12 protein-coding genes are annotated in these 11649 nt (G+C 58.8%); all 12 read left to right on the top strand.

Annotated elements, in window-relative coordinates:
• Positions 1 to 720: 720 nt before the first annotated feature.
• The gene (locus JKL46_RS32860; protein ID WP_245272852.1) at positions 721 to 1230 is read left to right on the top strand and encodes a response regulator; all 510 of its coding nucleotides are present in this window, start codon (positions 721 to 723) and stop codon (positions 1228 to 1230) included.
• Positions 1227 to 1856, top strand: a complete 630-nt coding sequence (locus tag JKL46_RS32855; protein WP_009489137.1) for a NodA family N-acyltransferase — start codon at positions 1227 to 1229, stop codon at positions 1854 to 1856. Before JKL46_RS32860 ends, JKL46_RS32855 begins: the two co-directional genes overlap by 4 nt.
• Positions 1853 to 2512, top strand: a complete 660-nt coding sequence (gene nodB, locus JKL46_RS32850) for a chitooligosaccharide deacetylase NodB (RefSeq protein WP_009489136.1) — start codon at positions 1853 to 1855, stop codon at positions 2510 to 2512. The genes JKL46_RS32855 and nodB overlap by 4 nt, the downstream gene beginning before the upstream one ends.
• Positions 2513 to 2527: 15 nt before the next feature.
• The gene (gene nodC, locus JKL46_RS32845) at positions 2528 to 3811 is read left to right on the top strand and encodes a chitooligosaccharide synthase NodC (RefSeq protein WP_009489135.1); all 1284 of its coding nucleotides are present in this window, start codon (positions 2528 to 2530) and stop codon (positions 3809 to 3811) included.
• 64 nt (positions 3812 to 3875) lie between these two features.
• Positions 3876 to 4883, top strand: coding sequence for a nodulation factor ABC transporter ATP-binding protein NodI (nodI, locus tag JKL46_RS32840; protein WP_201842514.1), 1008 nt, complete (start codon positions 3876 to 3878; stop codon positions 4881 to 4883).
• Positions 4880 to 5674 carry an ABC transporter permease gene (locus JKL46_RS32835; protein ID WP_009489133.1) on the top strand — a complete coding sequence of 265 codons (795 nt, stop codon included), beginning with the start codon at positions 4880 to 4882 and terminating at the stop codon, positions 5672 to 5674. Before nodI ends, JKL46_RS32835 begins: the two co-directional genes overlap by 4 nt.
• Before the next feature lie 109 nt (positions 5675 to 5783).
• Entirely contained in the window at positions 5784 to 6530 is a 747-nt protein-coding gene (locus JKL46_RS32830) for a sulfotransferase (RefSeq protein ID WP_009489132.1), read from the top strand.
• A gap of 83 nt (positions 6531 to 6613) precedes the next feature.
• Positions 6614 to 6988 carry a hypothetical protein gene (locus JKL46_RS32825; RefSeq protein ID WP_201842512.1) on the top strand — a complete coding sequence of 125 codons (375 nt, stop codon included), beginning with the start codon at positions 6614 to 6616 and terminating at the stop codon, positions 6986 to 6988.
• Complete coding sequence (locus JKL46_RS32820; protein WP_201842510.1) at positions 6981 to 7538, top strand: hypothetical protein; 558 nt, start codon at positions 6981 to 6983, stop codon at positions 7536 to 7538. Before JKL46_RS32825 ends, JKL46_RS32820 begins: the two co-directional genes overlap by 8 nt.
• 14 nt (positions 7539 to 7552) lie before the next feature.
• Positions 7553 to 8335 (top strand): adenylyl-sulfate kinase, encoded by a 783-nt coding sequence (locus JKL46_RS32815; RefSeq protein WP_009489129.1) that lies wholly within the window; start codon positions 7553 to 7555, stop codon positions 8333 to 8335.
• A 414-nt stretch (positions 8336 to 8749) separates the two neighbouring features.
• Positions 8750 to 9733, top strand: coding sequence for a sulfate adenylyltransferase subunit CysD (cysD, locus tag JKL46_RS32810; protein ID WP_009489127.1), 984 nt, complete (start codon positions 8750 to 8752; stop codon positions 9731 to 9733).
• A complete protein-coding gene (gene cysN, locus JKL46_RS32805) occupies positions 9733 to 11322 on the top strand; it encodes a sulfate adenylyltransferase subunit CysN (protein ID WP_201842508.1) in 1590 nt (529 codons plus the stop codon). The genes cysD and cysN overlap by 1 nt, the downstream gene beginning before the upstream one ends.
• The last annotated feature ends 327 nt before the right edge of the window (positions 11323 to 11649 follow it).

Genomic DNA, 11649 nt, shown 5'->3' with positions numbered 1-11649 from the left:
CCGAATCCGCAGCTACTTTGGGCATCCGTCATTCCGCTATGCCGCATAGTTCAAGTTCACCCAAGCCGGATCAGTAAGTCAGGCCGCTCTCGCGCAGGCCGATCACCTGCCGGCGGCGCTCCTCTTGCGCGGCTGCTGGCAGCTTGCGCATGTCTATATGCTTCATCCAGCCAAACTGGAGTCTTCCGCAGCAGATTTCAAGAGTACCCAAGCCGGATCAATAAGTCGACGGTGCCCCAAGCAAGGGGATTAACGATTTTGAGTGCACGCAAGCTATTTTCTTTGGAGCGTGACTTATCTCTGAGTACCAGATGGCTGCCGGCAGGATTTGGACGGTGCGCATAACTTCATCCATAGCGTAGATTGCTGCCATCAAAACAATGGATTTTACAATGCTACCGAACAACCAGTAGCAAAGGTCAGGTTAGACACCTATAACTCGGGAATACTAGAATGGCTATCGATCTTAATCCTGCCCTCGGGAAAAGTTCTCAGCTGTACCCCGAGCATCAACCGAAGCGCATGTCCATTGCAGTCACGTTCTCCGGCCTGCGCAAACTGCATCGCGCCCGCTCGACACGACAAGCGCCCCCCCACGTCGCGGAGGCGCTTGCTAGCTACAAACCTTCGTATAGCTTTCCCAAACCATTCGATATCAGCCACATACCTCCGTACAATTGAGCCAGCCCTCGATCCCGCTTTAGCTTCGCGAGGAATGGAGTGTTGCTGATCGCAGGTGCCAAATGCTTCTGCCACCCGGCCAAATGGATCCCATGTCCATCGCAGTGGAAACGTGCAGAAGATGCAGGGAAGCCGTTGGTGAATCTGGTACGGATGGCTCATGCACCCGATGCAATCTCCATCGTGTATGACAATCAAATAGGGCGCGAAGCGATGACGGACATCCTCTTTTCGGCGGGCTTCATCCCAGAACTGTGCCAGAGTGCAGATGAGTTCTTGAAACCCAGCCGCCTTCGGAGCACGTCCTGCTTGATCGCGGACATGCAGTTGCCCCGGGTGACAGGGATCGACCCGTGCGACCATCTGGTTGCATCCGGAAAGGCCATTCCCACCATTTTGGTCACAAGCCGATCCGGCGACGACCAGCGGGCGCGGGCGCTGCGAACCGGTGCGTCCTATTACCTGAGCAAGCCATTCAGTGACAGCGAGTTGCTTCCATGCATCAACTCCACTCCGATATGCCAGACAGCGCGGAAGAGGCGCACATGAATATTGCCATATCCAGCGCTACGGGAGTTCTCTTACGGCGCTCTCAGGTGCGGTGGAGGCTGGCCTGGGAAAACGAGCTGCAACTCTCCGATCACATCGACCTGTCCGAGTTCTTTCGAAAGACCTACGGACCGACTGGGGCCTTTAATGCAAAACCATTCGAAGGCAATCGGAGCTGGGCTGGCGCGAGGCCTGAGCTCCGCGCAATCGGCTACGACTCGGGTGGTGTAGCAGCTCATATGGGCTTGCTGCGCCGCTTCATCAAGGTTGGCGCGGCCGACCTGCTAGTGGCTGAACTAGGATTGTACGCCGTCCGTCCAGATCTTGAGGGGCTCGGAATCAGCCATGCAATCCGCGCCATGCATCCAGTCCTGCAGGATCTGGGCGTCCCATTCGGCTTCGGCACGGTTCGGCACGCGCTGCAGAAGCATGTTGCAAGGCTGGGCCGGCACGGTCTGGCGACCATTGTGTCGGGGGTTCGCGTGCGGTCTACCCATCCAGACGTGTATCTAAACTTGCAGCCCACGCGCGTCGAGGACGTACTCGTCGTGGTTCTACCGATTGGACGCTCGATCAGCGATTGGCCGACAGGTACGATCATTGATCGGAACGGACCGGGGCTGTGAAACACCTGGATTATATATGCAAAGTGCCGAGTGCATTTGATGTCAACACTGGAGATCGTAGCGTCTATCTGACGTTTGACGACGGTCCCCATCCACTTTTCACACCAAAGATCCTCGACGTGCTGGCGGAGCATCGAGTGCCGGCGGCTTTCTTCGTCATCGGCTCCTGCGCGGCAGCCCAGCGAGACCTCATCCGACGCATCGTTGCGGAAGGGCACGAGGTCGCTAACCACACGATGACTCATCCGGATCCGTCCAGATGCAAACCCGACGAAGTACAATACGAAATACTTGCGGCGAACAGGACCATTAAACTGGTGTGCCCCCAGGCCTCCGTGCGGTACATGCGCGCGCCGTTTGGCATCTGGACTGAAGACCTGCTCACTGCATCCGCGCGCGCTGGACTGACGCCCGTACACTGGTCGGCAGACCCGCGCGACTGGTCTCGCCCCGGAGCCAACGCGATTGTCGATGCAGTGCTTGGCTCTATCCGGCCGGGCGTGATTGTGCTCTTGCACGACGGGTGCCCTCCCGACGAGTTGAACCCGGGCACTCGCGCCGGCCTGCGCGATCAGACGGTCAGGGCGCTGTCCCGTCTGATTCCAGCATTGCATGACCGTGGATTTGAAATCCGCTCGCTTCCTCAACGTTACTGAAAAAGCCGACATCCTATGAACCTGCTTGCCACAACCAGCACTGTCGCCATCTCCTGCTACGCACTGCTCTCGACCGCTTATAAAGGCATGCAGGTGGCTTATGCTGTGCCGACAAACGGCCCACTGGCGTCGGACGATCCGGCCGGCTCCGACCCTCTGCCGAGCGTGGATGTCATCATCCCCTGCTTCAACGAAGACCCAAGCACGCTCTCGGCATGCCTCGCTTCGGTTGCCGACCAGGATTATGCGGGAGAGCTGCGGGTCTATGTGGTCGATGACGGTTCTAGGAACCGCAACGCCGTGGAACCTGTACACGACACCTACGCGCGCGACTCGAGGTTCCATTTCATTCTGCTCCGCGAGAACGTTGGAAAGCGCAAGGCGCAGATCGCGGCGATACGCCGCTCATCCGGAGGCTTGGTGCTCAACGTTGACTCGGACACGACCCTCGCACGCGACGTCGTCACAAAGCTTGCATCGAAGATGCAGAACCTATCGATCGGTGCAGCCATGGGCCAATTGACAGCCAGCAACCGAAGCGACACTTGGCTGACGCGGCTAATCGACATGGAGTACTGGCTTGCCTGCAATGAGGAACGCGCAGCGCAGGCCCGCTTCGGCGCTGTTATGTGTTGCTGCGGCCCTTGTGCTATGTACCGCCGGTCTGCACTTCTTTTGCTGCTAGATCAGTACGAGACGCAGCTGTTCCGGGGCAAGCCAAGCGACTTCGGTGAGGATCGCCACCTCACGATCCTTATGCTGAAGGCAGGCTTTCGCACCGAGTACGTTCCGGATGCCATCGCGGCAACCGTCGTTCCGGACAGCCTGGGGTCGTATCTGCGCCAGCAACTCCGCTGGGCACGGAGCACGTTCCGTGACACTTTGCTTGCGTTGCGCCTGCTGCCCAGTCTCGATCGTTACCTCACGCTGGACGTGGTCGGACAGAATCTCGGCCCACTCCTTCTCGCGCTAGCGGTACTCACCGGACTTGGGCAGCTCGCACTGACAGCCGAAGTGCCTTCGTGGACAGTCCTGATGATCGTGTCCATGATAATAACACGCTGCAGCGTGGCAGCGTTTCGTGCTGGCCAGCTTCGATTTCTCGGCTTCTCGCTGCACGCAATCATCAATATTCTTCTCTTACTCCCCCTGAAAGCCTATGCCTTGTGTACATTGAGCAATAGCGATTGGCTGTCGCGTGGCCCCGCGGCCAACGTTCCAAACAGCAGTAGAAAACTGGGCGCTATCCAAAGACCAAAGTTGGTGGCATCTGACGGCACTTGCAGCGACGAGCGATAGCCGACTTAGCGCAGGCGGACGAGTTTTGAGACAGGACAGGAAAAGTCAGTTGCTGAATTGGGATTTGGCTACAGAGGATCCTTACAGGCTCGAGCCCAATTCGCTCGAACGGGAACCTCGTACAATCATAAGCGCAAAAGGTTCCCTACCTGACTCTATGTCAACCGTGGCAATCGATTTTGCCGGCGTAATGAAATCATATGGCGACAAAATCGCTGTCGACGGGCTGTCGTTCACCGTTGCGCCGGGAGAGTGCTTCGGCCTGCTGGGACCAAACGGCGCAGGGAAAAGCACGATTACGCGTATGGTCCTCGGAATGACAACGCCTGACGCGGGTACGATCACGGTGCTCGGCGTGCCGGTTCCGGCACGCGCTCGTTTGGCACGCGAGCGCATCGGCGTGGTTCCGCAATTCGATAACCTTGACTTGGAACTGACCGTACGCGAGAATCTGTGGGTGTTCGGGCGCTACTTCAGCATGAGCACGCGCGAGGTCGAAGCGGTCATCCCATCGCTCCTTGAGTTCGCCTGTCTTGAGAGCAAAGCAGATGCACGGGTCACGGAGTTATCCGGCGGCATGAAGCGGCGCCTGACGCTGGCGCGAGCGCTGGTCAACGACCCGCAGCTGTTGGTGATGGATGAGCCGACCACTGGGCTCGACCCGCACGCGCGCCGCCTGGTCTGGGAGCGCCTGCGGTCGCTGTTGGCGCGGGGCAAGACGATCCTCCTGACGACCCACTTCATGGAAGAGGCCGAGCGCTTGTGCGATCGGCTGTGCGTGCTCGAGGGAGGGCGTAAGATCGCCCAAGGCCGACCTCATGCGCTGATCGACGAGCAGATCGGGTGCCAAGTGATTGAGATCTACGGTGGCAATCCGCATGAGCTGCGTGCGCTAATCAGGCCCTACGCGCAGCGCATTGAGGTAAGCGGCGAGACGCTCTTTTGTTATGCGTCCGATCCGGAGCAGGTGTGCGTGCAACTGCGCGGGCGCGCGGGTCTGCGGCTTCTGCAGCGTCCCCCAAATCTGGAGGATGTCTTTTTGGGACTGACTGGGCGTGAGATAGGGAAATGAATATAGGCAAAGGTTTTTCGGCGGGTCTGCCAGCTAACGCATGGAACTGGGCCGCGGTATGGCGCCGCAACGGTCTTGCATGGAGGAAAGTCGCGCTTGCATCGGTTCTTGGCAGCCTCGCCGAGCCTATGATCTATTTGTTTGGCCTCGGCTTTGGTTTGGGAATAATGGTAGGTAGGGTTGACGGCACCTCATACATCGCGTTTCTGACCGGCGGCATGGTTGCGACAAGCGCGATGACTTCCGCGACCTCTGAAACGATTTATGCCGCTTTCGCCCGAATGAACGCTCAGCGCACGTGGGAGGCAATCCTGCACACACAGCTCACGCTCGGCGATATTGTTCTGGGTGAGTTGGCGTGGGCAGCGACCAAAGCCGTCCTGGCTGGAACGGCAATTATGTTTGTTGCCGCAGCTCTGGGCTATGCAGCGTGGCCATCCGCCCTCTATGCACTACCAGTCGTTATCCTCACTGGTTTCGCCTTCGCGAGCTTGGCGATGGTCGTCGCGGCGCTGGCGCCCAGTTACGACTATTTCGTGTTTTACCAGACGCTCGTCCTCACACCGATGCTGTTCCTATGTGGCGCGGTTTTCCCGGTCGCCCAACTGCCCACCGCTTTTCAGCATGTAGGGCACTTCTTGCCGCTAGCACATTCGATTGAGCTGATCCGTCCGGCGATGCTCGGCCGCCCGGCCGGCAGTGTCGGCCTGCATATCAGCGCACTTTGCATGTACATAATACTGCCGTTCTTCCTGTCGACAGCGCTGCTTTGTCGACGCCTGATGCGTTGACGTCACTTTCGACCACTACAAGAACGAGCCGGCGGAGAGATAACAGCGTGGATTCTAGTGCTGGCCCCATCCGAACCTTCGCACCCGATGATAGCTGGAAGTACATACGATGACCTACCCCACACCGACGCCTGAGCCATTTGCAGTTCTTGCGATGCCAAGGACTGGCACGCACTATCTGGAAGCATTGCTCAACGAGCATCCGAACGTACTGAGCAACGGTGAGTTGCTCAATACGTATGACTCAAATTGGCCCGATAAGGATCGCCTGATACGCAGCGATCGGGAACTCCTAGAGCTTGCCTACCTGGGCTATCCCACGCGGAGCGACAAGAAGGTGACGCGTATCGGCTGTAAGATCAACGAACCTCAGTTTCACGACCGTCCGGGCTTTTTTGCTGAGCTGGCCGGTTGGCCAGACCTGAAGGTCATCCTCGTGGTTCGCAGAAACCCATTAGAATCGCTACGGTCGCTGGTGCAGGCAAGGCAAAGCGGCAAGTGGCTGAAGTTCAGCTCGGACAGCAATGCGGCTCCGCCACCGCGCGTCAGACTGTCAATCACAGAGTGCGCGGCCTACTTCGAGACCGCGGACGCTTTTCACGCTCGGGTCGCGGACTCCTTCGCGGCAACCAACATGCTTATGATTGAGTATGAGAGCCTTCTTCGCCAACCCGCCGCATGCGTGGCAGCGATTTGGGATTTCCTGGGGGTTCCAGCGCTTCAGCTTCCCGGGCGCGCGATCCTTCAGCGCCAGGAAACGCGACCACTGGACCAAACGGTACAGAATTATCATCAGTTGCGGCTGCACTTCGCAGACGGACCTTACGCGAGATTCTTTGAGGTTGGCGACGCGTGACTAGCCTTCGCACCCACTATCGACCTTCTCGATATCGACGAGGCACGAAAGAAAATCGTGTCAACCCCGGCCCGGCGCGGGCCGTGGTCTCCGAGACCCCGTACCTCATCCCGGTTTCGGACGATATCATCGGCGGCATCAGCCGCTTCGTCGGTGAGCTCAACAGCTTTGGGATACTCGTACCGGCGGACGATTTCGCTTTCAATGGCCTCTCTACGAAGACGCCGCCTGAAATCCTTCATCCCATTGCACACAAGAATGGGGCACCAATACCCATTTCCACTAAGAAACTCTCGCGGCTTGCCGAGTCACATGGGCGACCTGACAGCAGCCTTGACGAGGCTGTCCAGGACGTCGCCTCATCGGCTGCCTCTGCTGCTAACGACGACGGCCTGCTTGGTCAGGTCGGCATCGATGAAATCTGCAAGATCAGCGAAGGGATTAATGCCGATGTCTGATGTCAGCAACATGCCAAAGTTCAGCGCTCGAGCCCTTCCCGACGATCGCGCGATCGAAATCAGCGTCAACGCCTATCCGTGCCTCGCGCAGGCTGGAAAAACGGAAATCCTGGAACTCGCGGAGCGAGACTGGGGCGGCTGCGGCAAGGCCGACGAAGTCGCGAACTTAATTGAGTCCCGCGACGGCGAAGTGGATCGCTTTCTGGCTATCCTGTCGACGCACCCCCGCATGGTTGGCGAGGCTCGACCGGTGGAGCATCTGCGATCCCGAGAGATGAATGTTCCAGACGACATTCTAATGGATATCGGCGCGCTTGGCTGGAGATACATCAGCCTGAGCGGCGATTACCGCTGGTATTATGTAACCTCGGGAGCCGGCAGCACCGTCCGCTACGCAGTCTTCGCCGCCGCGCCACAGCCTCAGAGTGGTTCACACGTCCTCCAAGTTACCAAAGTTTATTGCATAATCCTCGCGCGCGTCCCTGCTTTAGGCCAAATCACCGGCGGCTTGGACGTGACAGCGCACTATAGTCGTTTATCCACTCGTTAGAGGGGGAAGTTTACGTGAAGAAAATTCTGATTATGGGCCTACCCGGCGCTGGAAAGACCACACTGGCGAAACTCCTTGCGCCGCTGCTTAACGCCGTTCACTTCAACGCCGATGACGTGCGCCGTGAAATCAACAAGGACCTGGGTTTTGGCCCTGAGGATCGGCTCGAGCACGCGCGCCGTATGGGCTGGCTGTGCGATCAGGTCGTCAAGACAGGCGCCTTTGCTATCGCGGACTTCGTCTGCCCGACGCCCGCGACGAGACGCGCGTTCATGGATGACGGACCGGCCTTCGTGGTCTGGATGCGGCGCGTCCAAACCGGCCGCTTCGAGGACACCAATGCGCTCTTCGAACCGCCGGAAACTTGCGACGTCGCTGTCGGTGTAGAGGGCGCACCAGAATATTGGGCGGAACGCATCCGGCAAATGCTGCTGCCGGTCTTCGACCCACAGAAGCCTACGGCTCTCTTTCTCGGCCGCTACCAGCCGTTTCATGAGAGCCACCGTGCACTCATAGCTGAGGGCATCCGCCGCGTCGGTCAGGCCTGCATCGCCGTTCGTAATACACACGATCTGGACGACGCAAATCGCTTCGCCTTCGAGGATGTCAAGGCCCGCATTGAGGCAAGGCTGCGCGACTTCTACGGGCGTTATGTCGTGGTGCAGGCGCCGAACATCACGAAGGTTTTTCACGGCCTGGATCTGGGTTATGAGGTGGAGCAGATTGTGCTGGGCGACGCCATCCAAGCCGTCTCGCCGACCGCGGTTCAGAACCGTTTGAGCCAAGCAACTTCCTAGGAGTCCGGCAGTCAAGGCTCCCTACAGAAACAGGTGGTGCAGCAAGGTTCATGCCTTCTTGGGATTGTTGAGACGACGCGCGAGTGGACCCTACTAATCGGCGGTGGAGGCGGGCGCGACAGGGCCGGGACAAGCCGGGATATCGGCCCAGCGCTGGTCCTGCAAGTACGGCATCAGCGTTCGTGATCCCGCCAAGATGATGCAACAGCTTGGTACCGAGGTCGACCCATCTGCGATTTTTCGTTGGATGAAGCGCTTGCCCCGGAAGTCGAGGCGTGGGCCCGCCGGTATCAGGGCCATCGGTCTAGCTCCTGGCGGGTCGATGAAATGTATGCACGGGTTGGCGGTGGGAGGAAGCTAAGAATGAATGCGGCGTGCACCTTGTGCCGACCCAAAGAGTTTAGGAGCAGTCCCATGATCAGCGGGCGTGAGGGAGCTGTGCGACACGCAGACCAGATTCATTCCCAAAGGCACATCCCCGACAGTAACCTGCTTCGGTCCGTGTTGACCCATCTCGACCGCCTTGAGGCGGAGAGCATCTACATCATGCGCGAGGCGGTTGCCGAAAGCGACAACCCGGTCATGCTATATTCGATCGGCAAGGACTCGTCAGTTCTGCTGCATCTGGCGTTGAAGGCGTTTTATCCGGCGAAGCCTCCATTCCCTCTGCTTCACGTGGACACGACCTGGAAGTTTCGCGAGATGATCGCATTCCGGGACCGGAGAGCGCGCGAACTCGGGCTCGATCTGTTGGTGCACACCAATCCCGATGGACTGGCCCGCAATGTCGGTCCGATCAGCCACGGCTCCGAGGTCCATACCGACGTCATGAAGACCCAGGCGCTCAAGCAGGCGCTCGAGCGCTACGGCTTCGACGCGGCTTTCGGCGGCGCCCGCCGCGACGAGGAGAAGTCACGGGCGAAGGAACGTGTCTTCTCACTGCGTAATGCGCATCACTGCTGGGATCCCAAGCGTCAGCGCCCGGAGCCCTGGCAGCTCTATAACGGCCGCAAGCGCTGGGGTGAGAGCCTGCGCGTCTTTCCACTCTCCAACTGGACCGAACTCGACATTTGGCTCTACATCCACCGTGAGAACATCCCCATCGTGCCGCTCTACTTCGCGGCTGAGCGACCGGTCGTGGAGCGGGACGGCATGCTCATCATGGTGGATGATGACAGGCTGCCGCTCCATCCTGGCGAGCAGCCACAGCTCCGATCTGTCCGGTTCAGAACGCTCGGCTGCTATCCCCTGACCGGTGCGGTAGAGAGCACGGCAGCCACGCTCCCGGACATTATTCGCGAAACGCTCGAGGCGCGCACGTCCGAGCGAAATGGGCGCGCGATCGATAAGGACACGGCAGCGTCCATGGAACGCAAGAAGCAAGAGGGCTACTTCTGATGACGGTTCATCGCGCACCTGAGAGTTTCGAGCTGGAGGATTACCTCGCGGCCCAAGAGCGCAAGAGCTTGCTTCGCTTCATCACCTGCGGCTCCGTCGACGACGGCAAGTCCACGCTGATCGGCCGCCTGTTGTACGAGTCCAAGCGCCTGTTCGACGATCAGCTCGCCACGCTCGAGCGCGATTCACGCAAGCACGGAACCCAAGGAGGAGAGATCGACTTCTCGCTCCTGGTCGACGGGCTTGCCAGTGAGCGCGAGCAGGGGATTACGATCGATGTTGCCTACCGGTTCTTTTCGACGGATCGGCGGACCTTCATCGTCGCCGATACGCCGGGCCATGAACAATATACGAGGAACATGGCGACGGGCGCCTCGACGGCCGATGTGGCCATCCTTCTCATCGATGCACGCAAAGGGATCACGCGGCAGACCCGTCGACATGCTCTGCTCGTATCCATGCTCGGGACCCGGCACATTGCCTTGGCCATCAACAAGATGGATCTCGTGAACTGGTCGGAGGCGAAGTTCAATGAGATAGTGGCGGCGTTCCATATCTTCTCGGGCAACCTCGGCTTCGAACGCGTGACTGCGGTTCCATTGTCCGCCTTGCATGGCGACAACATCGTTAGGCCGCCACCGCAGGCCGCTTGGTATCAGGGCCCGACGCTTCTGTCTTATCTTGAGACGGTGGAGGTAGTGCCTAGGGGCGGAGCCGAGCCGTTTCGCTTGCCGGTTCAATGGGTCAACCGGCCGAACCCGGACTTTCGGGGCTTCGCGGGTCTGATAACGAGCAGCGTGATCAGGGTTGGAGAGCGGGTGCGGGTGGTGCCCTCCGGCCTTGAGTCCACCGTTGCAGGGATCGTGACATTTGACGGAAATCTGGATGAGGCAGTTGCCGGGCAGTCCGTTACGCTTATCTTGTCCGATGAAGTTGATGTCTCCCGGGGCGATATCATTGCTTCCGTTGAGCAGGCTCCGCATGTCTCCGACAGGATCGATGCCCGCCTGTTCTGGATGGCAAGAGAACATCTGAAGGAAGGCGACCAATTTCTCCTGAAGCTTGGGACGCAAACGGTTCCCGTCACAGTGATCGCGGTTCGCCAGAAGATCGATCTTGCGACACTCACACCTGTGAATGTTTCCTCCTTGGGAGCGAACGACATTGGGGACGTCATTCTCACAGCCGATTATCCAGTTGCATTCGATACCTATGCGGAGAGCCGCTGCACGGGCGGATTCATCCTCATCAATAGGGAGAGCTTCGACACGGTTGCGATTGGCCTAGTGAGTGGATTAGGCCATAGTTCTCAGGACCAGACGGAGGTCGATCAGAGCAGGGCACAGAAAACTTGGCTCAAGCCCCCCAGCGAAAAACCTTGGCGAAGTGTGCTCAAGGCAATCTCATGGCGGATCACAGGCTCACTTGACACAATGGTCGTCGCATTCTTCTTTACGCAGAATGTCCGCCTGTCGGCAGCGATCGGAGCCACGGAGGTTTTAACAAAGCTCGTACTCTACTATGGGCATGAGCGTCTCTGGGACCGGATCATGTTTGGGCTGATCCGCAGCGGTGACGGGCCACGGTAGCGACCGCGGCCTGGGCCGTCTTCCGGAGTGCGCCAGGCAAGTCCAGACCCTGTTCCCAGCATCAGCTGTCTCTTGAACAGTCGCGTGAAAGAGGCGAAATCACTTTAAAGGACGAACAATCAGTGAACGTTTATGCCGAAGTTGGCCTCTGCATCCGCGGACCCGCCTTGTCCATGAGAGAATTCTGCGGATCGTGTTCAGTGAGATCTCTGAGGCGCTCTTTCTGACACGTTGATCTTCCCTCGCGTTGGATACTGCTGGCGAATTGCATGTTGCCGCTTCATTCGCAGCCAGAGAGCTGATCTGCAGCGCTCGAATGCAGAGCGC

It is taken from the genome of Microvirga zambiensis WSM3693 (genome assembly GCF_016735695.1).
Lineage (GTDB): Bacteria > Pseudomonadota > Alphaproteobacteria > Rhizobiales > Beijerinckiaceae > Microvirga > Microvirga zambiensis.
The sequence above is the reverse complement of the archived record's forward strand: the minus strand, read 5'-3'. Positions and strand labels throughout refer to the sequence as shown.

Coding starts and splice junctions, on each gene's coding strand:
- JKL46_RS32855 (WP_009489137.1), top strand. CDS start 1,227: ATGAATATTGCCATATCCAGCGCTACGGGAGTTCTCTTACGGCGCTCT.
- nodC (WP_009489135.1), top strand. CDS start 2,528: ATGAACCTGCTTGCCACAACCAGCACTGTCGCCATCTCCTGCTACGCA.
- JKL46_RS32835 (WP_009489133.1), top strand. CDS start 4,880: ATGAATATAGGCAAAGGTTTTTCGGCGGGTCTGCCAGCTAACGCATGG.
- JKL46_RS32830 (WP_009489132.1), top strand. CDS start 5,784: ATGACCTACCCCACACCGACGCCTGAGCCATTTGCAGTTCTTGCGATG.
- JKL46_RS32820 (WP_201842510.1), top strand. CDS start 6,981: ATGTCTGATGTCAGCAACATGCCAAAGTTCAGCGCTCGAGCCCTTCCC.
- cysD (WP_009489127.1), top strand. CDS start 8,750: ATGATCAGCGGGCGTGAGGGAGCTGTGCGACACGCAGACCAGATTCAT.
- cysN (WP_201842508.1), top strand. CDS start 9,733: ATGACGGTTCATCGCGCACCTGAGAGTTTCGAGCTGGAGGATTACCTC.